Annotated in this window: 12 protein-coding genes and 1 tRNA gene; 4 read left to right on the top strand and 9 right to left on the bottom strand. The window is 68.2% G+C overall.

The annotated features are described in order from the left end of the window. Positions 1 to 53: 53 nt before the first annotated feature. Genes CXQ92_RS16350 through CXQ92_RS16335 form a run of 3 tightly spaced genes read right to left on the bottom strand, consistent with a single transcriptional unit; the run spans position 54 to position 3,446 of the window. Entirely contained in the window at positions 54 to 1,547 is a 1,494-nt protein-coding gene (locus CXQ92_RS16350; RefSeq protein ID WP_258070005.1) for a multicopper oxidase domain-containing protein, read from the bottom strand. Beyond that, positions 1,544 to 2,932, bottom strand: coding sequence for a multicopper oxidase domain-containing protein (locus tag CXQ92_RS16340; RefSeq protein ID WP_104168780.1), 1,389 nt, complete (start codon positions 2,930 to 2,932; stop codon positions 1,544 to 1,546). Before CXQ92_RS16340 ends, CXQ92_RS16350 begins: the two co-directional genes overlap by 4 nt. Then, positions 2,925 to 3,446 (bottom strand): hypothetical protein, encoded by a 522-nt coding sequence (locus CXQ92_RS16335; protein ID WP_258070004.1) that lies wholly within the window; start codon positions 3,444 to 3,446, stop codon positions 2,925 to 2,927. The genes CXQ92_RS16340 and CXQ92_RS16335 overlap by 8 nt, the downstream gene beginning before the upstream one ends. Before the next feature lie 284 nt (positions 3,447 to 3,730). On the opposite strand from CXQ92_RS16335, the gene CXQ92_RS16330 reads away from it, so the two are divergent. The 3 genes from CXQ92_RS16330 (at position 3,731) to CXQ92_RS16320 (ending at position 6,324) form a co-directional block, all read left to right on the top strand. Continuing rightward, a complete protein-coding gene (locus CXQ92_RS16330; RefSeq protein WP_104168779.1) occupies positions 3,731 to 4,222 on the top strand; it encodes a hypothetical protein in 492 nt (163 codons plus the stop codon). Further along, on the top strand, positions 4,222 to 5,589 hold the full coding sequence (locus CXQ92_RS16325; RefSeq protein ID WP_104168778.1) for an FAD-binding oxidoreductase: 1,368 nt from the start codon (positions 4,222 to 4,224) through the stop codon (positions 5,587 to 5,589). The genes CXQ92_RS16330 and CXQ92_RS16325 overlap by 1 nt, the downstream gene beginning before the upstream one ends. Positions 5,590 to 5,691: 102 nt before the next feature. Further along, on the top strand, positions 5,692 to 6,324 hold the full coding sequence (locus CXQ92_RS16320; protein ID WP_146067492.1) for a DUF4190 domain-containing protein: 633 nt from the start codon (positions 5,692 to 5,694) through the stop codon (positions 6,322 to 6,324). A 57-nt stretch (positions 6,325 to 6,381) separates the two neighbouring features. Here CXQ92_RS16320 and CXQ92_RS16315 read toward each other — a convergent pair whose 3' ends face one another. The 4 genes from CXQ92_RS16315 to CXQ92_RS16300 all read right to left on the bottom strand — a co-directional run bounded on the left by CXQ92_RS16315 (position 6,382) and on the right by CXQ92_RS16300 (position 11,372). After that, positions 6,382 to 7,743, bottom strand: a complete 1,362-nt coding sequence (locus tag CXQ92_RS16315) for a DUF4032 domain-containing protein (RefSeq protein WP_104168776.1) — start codon at positions 7,741 to 7,743, stop codon at positions 6,382 to 6,384. A gap of 139 nt (positions 7,744 to 7,882) precedes the next feature. Next, a complete protein-coding gene (locus tag CXQ92_RS16310) occupies positions 7,883 to 8,971 on the bottom strand; it encodes an ABC transporter ATP-binding protein (RefSeq protein ID WP_104168775.1) in 1,089 nt (362 codons plus the stop codon). A 132-nt stretch (positions 8,972 to 9,103) separates the two neighbouring features. Continuing rightward, entirely contained in the window at positions 9,104 to 9,883 is a 780-nt protein-coding gene (otsB, locus tag CXQ92_RS16305; RefSeq protein ID WP_104168774.1) for a trehalose-phosphatase, read from the bottom strand. Then, positions 9,873 to 11,372, bottom strand: a complete 1,500-nt coding sequence (locus tag CXQ92_RS16300; protein WP_104168773.1) for a trehalose-6-phosphate synthase — start codon at positions 11,370 to 11,372, stop codon at positions 9,873 to 9,875. The genes otsB and CXQ92_RS16300 overlap by 11 nt, the downstream gene beginning before the upstream one ends. A gap of 168 nt (positions 11,373 to 11,540) precedes the next feature. On the opposite strand from CXQ92_RS16300, the gene CXQ92_RS16295 reads away from it, so the two are divergent. Further along, a tRNA-Thr gene (locus tag CXQ92_RS16295) sits at positions 11,541 to 11,617 on the top strand. Positions 11,618 to 11,672: 55 nt separating this feature from the next. Here CXQ92_RS16295 and rsgA read toward each other — a convergent pair. Both rsgA and CXQ92_RS17915 read right to left on the bottom strand, forming a co-directional pair. Next, on the bottom strand, positions 11,673 to 12,722 hold the full coding sequence (gene rsgA, locus CXQ92_RS16290) for a ribosome small subunit-dependent GTPase A (RefSeq protein WP_258070003.1): 1,050 nt from the start codon (positions 12,720 to 12,722) through the stop codon (positions 11,673 to 11,675). Positions 12,723 to 12,930: 208 nt separating this feature from the next. Next, positions 12,931 to 13,782 (bottom strand): hypothetical protein, encoded by an 852-nt coding sequence (locus CXQ92_RS17915; protein ID WP_146067491.1) that lies wholly within the window; start codon positions 13,780 to 13,782, stop codon positions 12,931 to 12,933. Positions 13,783 to 13,834: the final 52 nt, after the last annotated feature.

Here is a 13,834-nt window from a genome sequence, read left to right as displayed (position 1 = left end):
CACGAGCAAAGACCCCACCACGGTGGGGTCTTTCCTCGTTAACCACCCACCCATCAGGACGCCGTGATCGGTATGGTGCGTGTGCCGAGCACGCTCCCGGTGATCCAGTCCTGCCACTCGACCCGTAGGTGGTACAGCCCCGGAGCCGGCGGGTGCAGGAGCATGTCGAATCGCTCCGCCGCGCCGTAGGCCAGCCGGCTGGTGACCAGCGGATGGCCGGCGTCCCGGCAGCTCGGCGAAGGGACCCCCGGCAGGGAAGTATCCCGGTACGGACGCCCGTCATGCGAGATCAATTCGGCGATCTCCACTTCTGCGCCTCCCGCATCGGTGAAGGTCACCAGATTGGGCAGGTAGTTGGCGTTGATCGTCCTCAGCAGGGTGGGCTTGCGTGGCCCGCCTTCGACGTTGGCGCGCAGTCGGGACAGGCTCCACACTCGTTCCTTGCCCTTCGGACGCCGTGCCATCTCGCCGCCGAGGAGGTAGAAGTGTTGCGGTTCGAACCGGTTGAGTCCGGCGTCCTCCCCCGACAGACCCTCGGCATGGCCCATCTGGTGCCATCGCGGGTCCAGGCTGTAGGGGGCGACCACGGCTTCTGTGTCGATGTCGTACTCGGGTCCGTCCGTGAACGCGCGGCGTGCCCCCGGGCTCACCGGGTAATCAGGGTGCACGACCGGGTCGACCACGAGCGGACCGAACATTCCCATCTGGGCATGCAGGGGCGTGTTGACGTGGCAGTGGTAGAAGTACGTTCCGGCCGCCCCGTTGTTCGGGTCCCCGGGACGCCCGGGCTCCGGCTGGAACTGATAGGTGTACCGGCCGTCGACTTCGAAGGAGGTGTGTCCCACGCCGTCGTTGCGTGGATCCGGTTCCATGCCGTGCCAGTGGATGGTGTGCGGACCCATGCTCGGATGGACGGTGCCGTGGAAGACCTGGCCTTCCTGCAACCTCAGGGTGGGTCCGGGGAAACCCCGTTCGTACGTCTGGTCCTCGAAGCTCCACATCTCGAACACAGCGCCGTCGTCCATCCGGAGCTCCCGCTTATGCACCTCCAGCTGGACGGCGAGTGCCGGGGTCTGCCGGAACTCCGTCACCGGGTTCTCGACCTCCAGCTGGTCGGAGCTGAAGTCCACCTGGCTCCGGAACCGGTGCTCCAGCATGTCCTCCGGCCTCCCGACGGGTGGCTCCGGCGGTGCGGCGGTGATCGAAGGAGTTGCGGACGGGGCCGCGGTTGCCGAAGCCGGTGCGGTCGGCGTGGGGGCCGGGCTGGACCGGGGTGTGGCGGTCGGCTTCGTCGTCGTCGCCGACGGCTTCGGGCTGGGCTTCGCCGTGGTGGGTTTCGGTGTCGGGCTGGGCTTCGTGGGCTTCGGCGTAGGACTTGGCTTGCGGGTCGGGGTGGCGGCACGCTGTCGTTCAGCGTCCGCACGCTGGCGTGCCTCCTCCTGCCGCTTGCGTTCCTCGTCCTGACGGCGACGCTCCGCGGATTCCTGCTTCTTCTCGATGAGGCGTACGGAGGGCCGGTCGGCAGGTTCGCGGCTGAAAATTCTCACTGGGTACCTCCTGGGTTGGGGCCCTTCAGGGTCCAGTGGGCAACAAGACCGCCGGGATAGAGCCCGCCGGCAGCGGTCTGGGACGGCTCGGCATGGCAGTGCATGGGGTAGACCCAGTCGGTGGTGCGGGCGAGCCAGACCGGATCGATCGCGTCCGGCGGCCGTTTGATCGGGATGATGCAGTCCTTGCGGTCCATCGGTTCGAGTTCGACGACGTCCTCCCACTGCTGGAGGACCACGTGACCGTCGGTGTTCACGAAGCCCTCACCCCGCGGCCAGTCGGCGTTGTTCTTGCCGACGGTCCAGATGTGGTTCCCGTGGAAGTGCATCTGATGGAACACGATTCCCGGATTGACGAGCCGGACGAACTGGCCCCCGCGGAGGGTCCCGACGTCCATTCCTTCGCCGAACTGTCGTACGTCGAGCTGCCTCGGGTAGCCGGAGATCAGGGTTTCCTCCTCGCTGGCGAGGTTCAGCTCGTCATCGAAAGTGATTCCGAGGGATTCGAATCCGCTGCGACCGTTGAGGGTGAAGTATCGCGGCACTGCTCGGGTCTGTGCTGGATCGACGGTCCGACCCGAGGCCTCCATCGACGCCCACCGGGGTTCCACTGCGTGGCAGATCCACACCCACTGGCGCTCGAAGGATGCGCGGCCCTCCGCTATCTCCCACGGGCGATTCGGGTCCGTCACCACCAGCACACCGAACAGGCCCAGCACCCGCTCGACCGGAGCATTCGTCGGGTCGGCGAAGATGTAGGTGCCGGGCGGCGGGCAGTCGAATTCCAGGAGGGCCACGGAATCGGGGGCGACGGAATCGGTGGTGAGGTCACCGCCGTCGGGCCCTGCTCCGAAAACCGTGAGGACGTGCGGCTTGCCCAACCGGTTCTGCACCCGCAGGCGGACGGTGCTCCCCGACTCGGCGATGATCGTCCGCTGCGGGAAGTAGCTTGCCCAGTAGTTTCGGCGGATGAAGTACTGTCCCGGGTTCACAGGGTCCGGGCCGACCGGCGTCGGCGTTCCACGTGGAGGTAAGGGTGCGCCCAGGGGGTAGCTGCGGCTCGGCACCAGATCACCCGCAGCGGTGATCACCGTCGGATCCATGGTCAGGCTCGGACTCGGATCGTCGATATCGGTGGGCCGGCTGCCGAAACCGCGGTGATACACGAGGGTATCGTCGACCATCTTCAGATAGCCCTCGTTGATGTAGAGGTCCAGCACACCCTGCAGCGGTGCGAGCGCCGGCGGAATCGGCGCCCGTGCCACACGTCGAGGGGGTACTGCCGGTTGAGCCATCGACAACGCCGCGAGCCCGAGCCCTGCTGCGGCACCGAACTTGAGGAGATCCCCACGGGCCGGCATCCCGGGGGGCAGGTGCTCAGGCATGGTCGTCCTCCAGGGAACCGGGTCGAAGGGATATCCGTGGGAGCGCCAGGGCCAGCGGATCCGGGCCACCCCACGGGTCGGTGAACTGGGCCGCGAGGCCTGAGGCCCCGATCGGGACCAGGAAGCTGATCCACAGACTGTGCTGTGAGCCCGCGGTCAACAGGATCTTCGAGACGTCGGCAGCGCGGTTGGTCACCGTCGTCGTCCCGCCGACCAGAAGGCGCAACTGCCCCGGCGCGAACAGCACGTCGTTCTCCGAGGTGTTGCGCACATCGAGCTGTACCGCCAGATGTTCGCCCCACGTGTGGTTGACCGGTTGGGCCAGCACTCCGGACGGAGCGGCTCCCTTCGTCGGATGTGCACTCCCGTGCGCGCCGACGGTATCGCCCAGGCGGGCCTGCCGCTCGGCCTCCGCGATCCGGACGGAACCGAACGACGTCGGAACCTCTTCGGTGCCACCGGCAGCGGAGACGATGCCCCAGCCCGCCGCGGTGCCCACTGCACCAGTGCCCATCAGGACGCCGAATACTCTTCGGCTGAGTCCATCGGGACGGTCGGCTGCCTCCCCAGGCATCAGGTCAGCCGCATCCTGTCCGGCCGGCGCGATCTCATTAATCGCCATCACTCGCCTTCGTGTCGTAGGGGATGCTGCAGAGCCCGATTGTCTGCAGCTGACCTTGGGAAAATCCTGTGGCCGCGGACACCGCCCGCGCCCTGGGCTGCGCTGGGCCCGCCCGCGCACCGCAAGCCGGCGCCGAGCCACCCGGCCAACCCCCCGCAGAACGGTAGGGTCGAGACATGAGTGATCTGTTCTCGCATCCGTCCGCCGCGGCCGACTTGCCGGAGGCGCGACCGGAGCTCCGTGCGTCAGTGACGGTCCCTGCGCCCATCGACCATGCCTGGGCAGGGCTGACGCAGCACCTCCACCTGTGGTGGCCGGCCGATGAGCTGAGCCGCTGGGGCGAGGACAGCTTCTTCGACCTCGAGGACAACGCCCTCGTCGAGACATCGGCCCACGATGACGAGAACGTCTGGGGCGAGGTGACCGACAGCAGCCCCGGAGAATGGCTTCAGCTGTCGTGGCGGCATGCCGGGTCCGCTTCCACGACTTCGGTGCGTATCGAGATGGCTCCGGGCGGAGGAGCAGGAGGAGCCGATGAACCCCGCGTCACTCTCACGCTCACCCACGGAGGGTGGACGGCGGGGGATCCGAAGGACGTCTACGATTTCTACCGGGGGTTCTGGCCCGATGCGCTGTCGCGTTACCGACGCTTCATGGGGAGCTCCTGATGTTTCACGAAGGGCTCGGTGAACTCGCGAAGGCGCTTCCGGGCCGGGTGTCCACGGACCCGGAGGACCTGGTCCGATACTCCAGGGACAAAGGCCCTGTCCTCGAACCCGCCCTCCCCGTCGGCGTGATCCGTGCCCGCACCGTGGAGGACGTGCAGGCGGTGCTGCAGTGGGCGACCCGGCATGGTGTGCCCGTGGTGAGCCGGGGCGCAGGGTCCGGGGTCTCCGGTGGCGCACATGCGACGGAGGGCTGTGTGGTCCTGTCGCTCGAGCTCATGGACAGGATTCTCAAGGTCGATGCGGACGACGAGACCGCCGTCGTCGAACCAGGTGTGATCAACGCCGACCTCAACACCGCTGTTGCGCAGTACGGGCTCATGTACGCGCCGGATCCCGCCAGCTACCGGTGGTCCACCATCGGGGGGAACGTCGCCACCAACGCGGGTGGTCTCCGCTGCGCGAAGTACGGCGTGACGCGCGACTCCGTCCTCGCGCTGAAAGTCGTCCTGGCGGACGGCACCCTCATCTCCACGGGGCACGGGACGTTCAAAGGAGTCGCCGGGTACGACCTGACCGCGTTGATGACCGGCTCGGAGGGCACACTGGGGGTGGTCGTGGAGATCACCGTCCGCCTCCGCTACCTGCCGCAGGAAGTCCATACCCTGGCCGCCTTCTTCGACGACTTCCCTCGAGCGGCCGCGGGCGTCCTCGCCATCGGTCGTGCCAGGGTGCAACCTTCGATCCTGGAACTCCTCGACGGGAGGACCCTCGAGGCCCTGGATCATGTGCACGGTTCGGATCTCCGCCGACGAGGCGGTTCCCTCCTGCTGGTCAGGACGGACGGTTATGGTGCTGCGGCCGAGGCCGAAGCCATCCGGAGGGTCCTGGTCGGCCTGGGCGCCGACGTCGGCGAGGAGGGATCGGAGGAAGCCGAGCGGCTCGTCGAGCTGCGGCGACACAGCCGGGGCGATGACGTGGATGACCTGTTCCGCGTGGGCGAGGACGTCGCGGTACCGAAATCCAGACTCGTCGACTACGTCCAAGCACTCGAAGCGATGGCGGAACAGTATGCGGTTCAGCTGAAGGTCGTGGCCCACGCCGGTGACGGCAATCTCCATCCTACCTTCTGGGTGGCGCGCAGCGAAGGCCCGCAGGCCCAGGCGCGACTGGACGAGGCGCTCGACGAGTCGGTGCGCCTGGCACTGGAGTTCGGTGGAACGATCACGGGCGAGCACGGCGTGGGACAGTACAAGCGGAGATGGCTCGCCTGGGAGCAGCAGCCGGCGGTCCTCGACCTGCAGGCCCGCATCAAGGATGTCTTCGACCCCCTGGGCATCCTGAATCCGGGCAAGGCCATCGTCGCCTGATTGTTGCCGTCCTTGACGGATGAGCGCTGACGCCCGGTGATACTGTTCAGGAAACTGTCGGAGATCTCCGTCATCCTTCCATCACTTCTCTTCGGGGGCAGCATGTCTGACAACAATCCGGGATCGCAGGGCGGACCGCCCTACGGTGAGCAGGGCAAACCTCGGTACGGGGAGAACGAGCCGAAGTACGGCGAGGGCCAGCGCCAGTACGGGCAGCAGGACCAGCCGAAGTACGGCGAGAGCCAGCCCCAGTACGGGCAGCAGGACCAGCCGAAGTACGGCGAGAGCCAGCCCCAGTACGGGCAGGCCCCGTCCGCCTATGGTGAGCAGGGTTCGTCTCCCTACGGTCAGCAGAACGCGTCTCCGTACGGCCAGCAGAGCCCGTACGGCCCGGGTGCCGGCAACTACCCGGGACAGCAGGGCTACCAGGCCCAGACGGCAGAGAACCCCGGCAGGACGCTCGGCATCGTGGGCTTCATCCTTGCCATCCTGATCGCTCCGGTGGGCCTGGTCATCAGCATCATCGCCTTCGTGAAATCACGGAAGGCGAAGATGGGCAATGGGTTCGCCCTTGCCGGAATCATCATCGGCGCCGTATTCACGATCCTGGGGGCAATAGCTCTCATCGGTCTCATCGCGTTGATCCCGACCTTCACCGAGTTCGCCGAGTTGTGCCAGGGAGTGCCCAGCGGCACCGAGGTCGAGTTCCAGGGCACAACGACGACCTGCCCCTGACCGCACCCTCGACAAGGACCGGCAGCCGATGGTTGCCGGTCCTTCCGCGTTCAGCGCCTAATCGTCGCTGTGCTCGGCGTCCTCATCGATGCCGATGGTCTTCGCATCCGCTGTCAGCATGATCGCCGCCTCGTCACGGCGGTGGCGGAGTTCGTCGTCGAGGTAGGACTGCACGGCTTCGGCCATCGGCACATTCCTGTCCTCCCGCTCGGACATGTACCACCGGTGCTCCAGCACTTCGTGGACCACTTCGGCGGGCTCGAGCTTTCCACCCAGTTCACGGGGGACGGCGCGGACGATGGGCTCGAAGACCTCGTTCACCCAGAGGTGTGCGCTGAACTCCTCGTCGAGCGTGGGATTGTTGTCCGCCCGGTACGCGTCCATGTCGTTGAGCAGACGCCGGGCCTGGTTCTCCTGTGCATCGAGACCCGTCAGCCGGAGCAGGCGGCGGCTGTGGTGCCCCGCGTCGACCACCTTGGGCTGCAGCTGGATCTGCGTACCGTTGGCGGCTGTCTTGATCGCGTATTCCTCCACGTCGAAGCCGAGCTCGTTAAGGCGGCGGATGCGGGCCCCCACACGCCAGCGATCCCCGAGTTCGAAGGATTCCTGCTCCGTCAGCTCGCTCCACAGGCGACGGTAGCTGTCCATGATGAGTTCACTGGTGGCGAGCGGATCCACCTTCTCCTCGATGAGACCGCCCTCGGCGAGGTCCATCAGCTCGCCGGCGATGTTCACGCGGGCAATCTCGAGGTCGTACTCGCGCTGGCCGGTGGACAGCTCGGGATAGAGCTCGCCCGTCTCGGCGTCGACGAGGTACGCGGCGAAGGACCCGGCATCGCGTCGGAACAGGGTGTTGGAGAGGGAGACGTCCCCCCAGTAGAAGCCGATGAGGTGCAGGCGGACGAGGAGCAGCGCCTGTGCGTCGATGAGGCGGGTCAGCGTGTCGCGGCGGAGGGTCTGGGAGAACAGCGCCCGGTACGGGAGTGAGAACTTGAGGTGGCGCGTGACGAGGACGGGATCGAGTTCCTCGCCCTCGGGCGTGGCGCGGCCGGAGATGACGGCGACGGGCTCGACGCAGGGGACGTCGAGGCGCTGGAGCTTCCGGAGCATGTGGTACTCGTGGCGCGCGATGTGCTCCCCGGTCTCCTTGACGGCGATCACGGACCCACCGAGGTGCGCGAACCGCACGATGTGCCGCGAGATGCCGCGGGGGAGGGCGGCGAGGGCACTGGCCGGCCACTCCTCGAGGGCGATGTGCCAGGGCAGGTCGAGAAGCTCGGGATCGGTGGCCGCCGCCGTGATGTTGAGGGAGCCCAGATTGGGGACCTCGGAGGATGCCGGACGCACCCGCGGGAGCTTCCCGGTCTGGTGGTAATCCGTCGGCTCGTCATGCCATTGGGCGTTCGAGGTCTCCGTCATGGGTGCTGCCTTCGTGTCTGGGCGGGAAGTGGGCCTGCATCAAGCGTAGTGGCCGTTAAACGACGGCGGTGGTTTCCCCGGGGCCTCCAGAGGATGCCCGGCGAAACCACCGCCGTCGTCGTGCGTGATCCGCGAGAACCTAGACCGTCTCGGCCAGACGGAGCCCGTTCGTCGTGTCGAACAGGTGCACGTGGCCCTGCTCGGGGCGTACGTAGACGCTGTCGCCCTTCATCGGTGGGCGACGGCCGTCGACACGGACCACCATGTCGTGGTCCTTGCCGTCCAGTGTGGTGTGGCCGTAGATGTAGGCGTCGGCGCCGAGCTCCTCGACGACGTCGACCTCGACCTGCAGTCCCTCACCCGGGGCCGCGAGGACGAGGTCCTCGGGACGGACTCCCAGCGTGACGGTGTTGCCGGCCGCGGCCTCGAGGACATTGCCGGGAACGGGGTAGACGATGCCGCCGAAGAGGACACCGCCGTCGGCGACGGGCAGTTCCAGGAGGTTCATGGCCGGCGAGCCGATGAAACCGGCGACGAAGACGTTCTTCGGCCGCTCGTACAGGTTGCGCGGGGTGTCGACCTGCTGGAGGATGCCGTCCTTGAGCACGGCGACGCGGTCACCCATGGTCATGGCCTCGACCTGGTCGTGGGTGACGTACACGGTGGTGACGCCGAGACGGCGGGTCAGCGAGGCGATCTGCGTACGCGTCTGCACACGCAGCTTCGCATCCAGGTTGGACAGGGGCTCGTCCATGAGGAAGACCTGCGGGTTACGCACGATCGCGCGACCCATGGCGACACGCTGGCGCTGGCCGCCCGAGAGGGCCTTCGGCTTGCGGTCGAGGTAGTCCTCGAGGTCCAGGAGCTTCGCCGCTTCGCGGACGCGCTCGGCACGCTCTTCCTTCGAGACGCCGGCGATCTTGAGCGCGAAGCCCATGTTGTCGGCCACCGACATGTGCGGGTAGAGGGCGTAGTTCTGGAAGACCATCGCGATGTCGCGATCCTTCGGCGGGACGTCCGTGACGTCGCGGTCACCGATGAGGATGCGTCCGGAGTTGACGTCCTCCAGGCCCGCGAGCATGCGCAGTGAGGTGGACTTTCCGCAACCGGAGGGTCCGACGAGGACGAGGAATTCGCCGTCGGCGATGTCGATGTTGAGCTTGTCGACGGCGGGCTTCTCGGTGCCCGGGTACAGGCGCGTGGCCTGGTCAAACGTTACCGTTGCCATGGAGTTGATTCCTTTTCACGGGCAGGTACGTGCCCGACGATCCGTAGTGAATGGAAAGATATTCAATTGTTGCGCGTGGTCCGCCAGCAGTACCGGTGACGTTGGTCACGCCTCCTGAGTATGACACGTTCCCTACGCGGGTGCACCTGCTGCACGCAGCGCCGCGAGTTCCTCGAGCACCTCGGTGAAGGCCTCGGGACTGTCAACGGAGAAGGGGGCCGCGGTCTCCCCGGGGCCGATCCTGACACCGATGTCGCCCGCGCCGAGGGTCTTCTGCGCATGCTCGTCCGTGACGTCGTCGCCCGCGAAGAAGACCGCGGTTGCGCCCGCCGCCTGCCGCAGCAGGGCCAGTCCCTGGCCCTTGTCGGCCTCGACCACCGAGATCTCGAGGACGCGCTTGCCGTCCGTGACACTCACGCCGTCCAGCGGGACGAGCCCTGCCCGGGCTGCTGCCACGGCGGCACCGGCGATGTCGTCCGCCGCCGTCCGGGTATGGAGCACGACGCCGGCGGGCTTGAACTCGATGCGCGTCCCGGCGTGGTCGGCGACGACCTGTTCGACGACGGCGACGGCGCGCGCCAGGAGGTCGGCCTGCTCCGGGGTCAGTGCCAGGGGCGCGCGGTCCGGCCCGGTCCACGTCTCGGCGCCATGACTGCCGATCAGCATCGTGTCCGCCGGCGGATCAGCGACGGCCCGCAGGCTGTCGAGGGCCCGGCCGGAGATGAGTGCCGTCGTCGTATGGGGAAGGGCAGCCAGCGCCCGGACGGCCTCGGCCGATGCCGGGAGGGCTCGGGCGTCCTCCGCCCGTTCCACGAGCGGGGCGAGCGTGCCGTCGAAGTCGAGGGCCACGAGCAGGCGCGGTGTGGCGGCCAGGCGGCGGAGGGCGGCGTGGAGCTCCGCCTCAATCGCCACTGCCGGGGCCTTCCGCCTGGAGGGCGCTGAGGAAGGCCTGCGACCAGCGCTCGACGTCGTTGTGGATCACCTGGCGCCGCATGAGCCGCATGCGCCGCATGGCCTCCGTCTTCGGCATCGAGATCGCCGTGACGATGGCACTCTTCAGCCCGTCGATGTCGTGCGGGTTGACGAGGATCGCCTGACGGAGGGTGTCCGCCGCGCCGGCGAACTCACTGAGCACGAGCATGCCCGTGTTCCCGGTGCGGGCGGCGACGTACTCCTTGGCCACGAGGTTCATGCCGTCCCGCAGGGCCGTGACGAGCATGACGTCGGCAGCCAGGTACAGCGCCACCATCTCCTCGACCGGGTAACTGTGGTGCAGGTAGCGGATCGCCGTGTTCTTCATGGTGTCGTGCGTCCCGTTGATGCGGCCCACCGCACCCTCGATGTCCTCACGCAGGAGGCGGTACTGTTCCACGCGCTCGCGGCTGGGGCTGGCGACCTGGATGAGGGCGGCACCCTCCACCGTGATGGCGCCGTCCTCCAGCAACTCCCCGTAGGCCTTGAGGCGATGGCCGATGCCCTTGGTGTAGTCGAGCCGGTCGACGCCGAGCAGGACGTGCTCCGGGTCGCCGAGCTCGCGTCGGATCTCCTTCGAGCGTTCGATGACGTCCGGCCGCTGCGCCAGTTCTGTGATCGACGCGGTGTCGATGGAGATGGGGAACGCCTCGGCCCGCGACACGTAGCCCGGTGTGCCGTCGGCGCCTGCCGGGACCTGCACCTGCTGTGCCTTGATGGTGTAGCCCTTGAAGCGGCGCACACACCGCAGGAAGTTGCTGGCGTCGCTCGGCCGCTGGAAGCCGATGAGATCCGCGCCGAGCAGTCCTTCGATGACCTGACGGCGCCACGGCAGCTGCGCATAGATTTCCAGCGGCGGGAACGGGATGTGGTTGAAGAAGCCGATCTTCAGGTCCGGGCGGGCCTCGCGCAGCATCTTGGGGACGAGCTGCAGCTGGTAGTCCTGCACCCACACGGTCGCCCCCTCCGCCGCGACAGACGCCGCCGCCTGCGCGAAGCGCTCGTTGACCCGCCGGTAGGAGTCCCACCAGGTGCGGTGGAACTCGGGGGAGGCGATGACGTCGTGGTAGAGCGGCCAGAGGGTGGCGTTCGAGAAGCCCTCGTAGTACAGCTCCACCTCCTCGGCGCTGAGCGGCACGGGCACGAGGCGCATGTTCGACTCGTCGAAGGGCTCGAGCGTCTCGTCAGGAGCTCCGTGCCAGCCCACCCAGGCGCCGTCCGCCTTCGCCATCACCGGCGCCAGTGCGGTCACGAGTCCGCCCGGGGAGCGACGCCAGGAACTGTCGCCGTTCTCGTCGACGATGCGGTCCACCGCCAGCCGGTTGGAGACGACGATGAAGTCGAAATCACCGTACTGGCCGTCCGCCGAGAACGACGCCTGGACGCCGGGTGTGGTCGAGGGTTGTGCAGCGCTCAAAACGGGCTCCATAAGGTAGTTGGTCTCGCAACTGACTCTATCCGGTCACACGCGGCCGGAGGCGTGGCTGATTTCACGCGGTGCCGGCGCTGGGCTACCCTTATTGAGCGCTCGGCGTCGTGCTGTCCCGTGGATCCCAGGTCAGGGACGACGACGGCGCCGCGCTGGCACGATCAGTACGCCTCCTTAGCTCAGTTGGCCAGAGCACCGCTCTTGTAAAGCGGGGGTCGTCGGTTCGAATCCGACAGGGGGCTCCACCACTCCCGCCCCGCACTACTGCCGCATGACGGCGTGCAGCGCGAGGACGGCCCCTCACCCCTCCCGGAAGCGGTTCCGGTAGTCCTTCGCCAGGACGGCGTCCCGGACAGTCCGACGGAACGCCTTCCCCTGGCGCCGCTGCTCCGCGACGTTCTGCCGACGGTGGAGGCTCGCGAGCTCGCGGTCCATCTTCCGGTAGCTCAGCCAGCGGCGTTCCTCGAGGTCCCCGGACGCGATGGCTGCCTGCATGGCGCACCCGGGTTCGCTCTCGTGGGCGCAATCGTGGAACCTGCACCCGGCGAACAGCTCCTCGACGTCGCCGAAAACCTGGGACAGCCCGTCCTCCGCGTCCCAGAGTGCGAAGCCGCGCAACCCCGGTGTGTCCATCAGGACGGCACCGTCCCCGAGCGGGACCAGCTCCCGCGCCGTCGTCGTGTGCCGCCCGCGTCCGTCGGTGGCACGGACCTCGCCGGTGTCCTGTGCGGCGTTACCGATGAGGGCGTTGATCAGGCTCGACTTGCCGGCCCCCGAGGGTCCCACCAGCGCCAGGGTCCGTCCGGCACCGATGCGTCCGCGCAGGTGCTCGAGGCCGTCACCGGCCTCCGCCGACGTCGTCAGTACCTCGACCCCCCGGGCACGTTCGACCGTCTCGGCGACCACGCTGTCGAAGCGCGAGCTGAGATCGGCCTTGGTCAGGATGACGAGGGGCACGGCCCCGGAATCCCAGGCGGCGACGAGGGTGCGCTCGAGCCTGTTGGTCGAGAGCGGCCGGTCCAGGGATACCACGACGCCCAGGAGATCGATGTTCGCGGCCAGGATCTGCGGCTCGGACAGCGGATCGTGCGCCCGTTTGCGCTGGAGCAGGGACCAGCGGGGCAGGTGCCCGGTGATGACGCGGACGTCGCCGTCGCCCTCCAGCCCCACCCAGTCCCCGGTGACGAAGGAGTCCGGGCTGTCGACGTGCAGGGTGCCCTGCCGTGTGCCGACGAGGACCCGCGCACGGTCCGCTCGGATGACCCTGGCCGGATGGACGCCGGACGGATAGTGGAAGGAGAAGAGAGCGTTGATGCGGTCGGTGAAGCCGTACTGCAGGAGAGTGTTCACGGTGGTTCCTCCGAAGGAGGCCTCCCGCGGGGCGCGACTACGGCGCGGATGCCCGGGAGGCGGGATTCATGGGGTTGTTGTCTACGCACGGCGCAACGACAAGGACCTTCTTCATGACTCCACCTCCTCGTACTCCCTGGCGGCTCCACGAGCCTTCGGGCCTACAGCCTAGCGGGGCCCGCCGGGGAAGGGAACAGGCACCTCGGGCCTAGTGCGACCGCCGCACGACGAGTGGTCCCACGACCTTCACGAGCCCCACGAGGCAGCCCATGATGATGACCGAGAGCACCGCGAGGAAGGGCATGTTCGGCTGCCTCCGCGCGTCCGTCCGATCGAGCGCCACGGCCTCGTCGGCGCTCGCCGAGGTGGAGGGAGCGGGCGTGGAGGTGGGTGCGGACGGGGTAGGGGACGGTGTGGCCGGGCTCCTGGACGGCTTGGGCGTCGGCGTCTCCTCTGCCGGCACCTCCTCGACGATCGCAGGCTCCGGCAGGACCTGGGGCGCCGGCGGCAAGGGGACGACGGGCACCACCGGTTGCAGCGGCTGTACAGGCTGCGGGGCAGGGGCAGGGGCAGGGGCAGGTGCGGGGGCAGGTGCGGGGGCTGGCACGGTCGGCGATGGTGACGGCGTCGGCTCGGGCGTCACGGTCGGTGGCGACGTCGTCGGCTCTGCGGACTCGGTTGGAGGAGTTGTCGGATCCGTGGGCGGCGGGTTCGTGACCACGGGCGGCGCTGGCGGTTGCATCGTCGCCGGTGTGGCAGGGGGTGTGGCAGGGGGTGTGGCAGGGGGTGTTGCGGGCGTCGTCGCCGGTGGAGGGGGCGTCGTCTCCCTGCGGGTGACGGGGGTGGGGTCCGTCCGCTCCGGCTCGGGTGCCGGACCGGTCCGCACGGTGGCGGGGGTGACCGTGCTCGGGCTGCCGGGGACCTGCGTCTGCGGGGCCTCGCAGCCTGGGGCGCCGATGGTGGGGCATACCTCGGCGGCCGCTGCGGGCAGCGCCCCGAGGGTGAGGCCGCACAGCAGAGCCGCGCCGACGGACGCGAGCGGGTACAGGTGCTTGCTCAAGGGGCTCCCAGAATATCGACAGGCTGCTTACTTCTGCAGGTCACCCTACCAA

The organism is Arthrobacter sp. SX1312, from assembly GCF_002929295.1.
Lineage (GTDB): Bacteria > Actinomycetota > Actinomycetes > Actinomycetales > Micrococcaceae > Arthrobacter_D.
Note: the sequence above shows the minus strand (reverse complement) of the source record. Positions and strands in the feature narration are given on the sequence as shown.

Coding starts and splice junctions, on each gene's coding strand:
- CXQ92_RS16315 (WP_104168776.1), bottom strand. CDS start 7,743: ATGACGGAGACCTCGAACGCCCAATGGCATGACGAGCCGACGGATTAC.
- CXQ92_RS16300 (WP_104168773.1), bottom strand. CDS start 11,372: ATGGAGCCCGTTTTGAGCGCTGCACAACCCTCGACCACACCCGGCGTC.
- CXQ92_RS16335 (WP_258070004.1), bottom strand. CDS start 3,446: ATGGGCACTGGTGCAGTGGGCACCGCGGCGGGCTGGGGCATCGTCTCC.
- CXQ92_RS16330 (WP_104168779.1), top strand. CDS start 3,731: ATGAGTGATCTGTTCTCGCATCCGTCCGCCGCGGCCGACTTGCCGGAG.
- CXQ92_RS16320 (WP_146067492.1), top strand. CDS start 5,692: ATGTCTGACAACAATCCGGGATCGCAGGGCGGACCGCCCTACGGTGAG.
- CXQ92_RS16310 (WP_104168775.1), bottom strand. CDS start 8,971: ATGGCAACGGTAACGTTTGACCAGGCCACGCGCCTGTACCCGGGCACC.
- CXQ92_RS16340 (WP_104168780.1), bottom strand. CDS start 2,932: ATGCCTGAGCACCTGCCCCCCGGGATGCCGGCCCGTGGGGATCTCCTC.
- CXQ92_RS16325 (WP_104168778.1), top strand. CDS start 4,222: ATGTTTCACGAAGGGCTCGGTGAACTCGCGAAGGCGCTTCCGGGCCGG.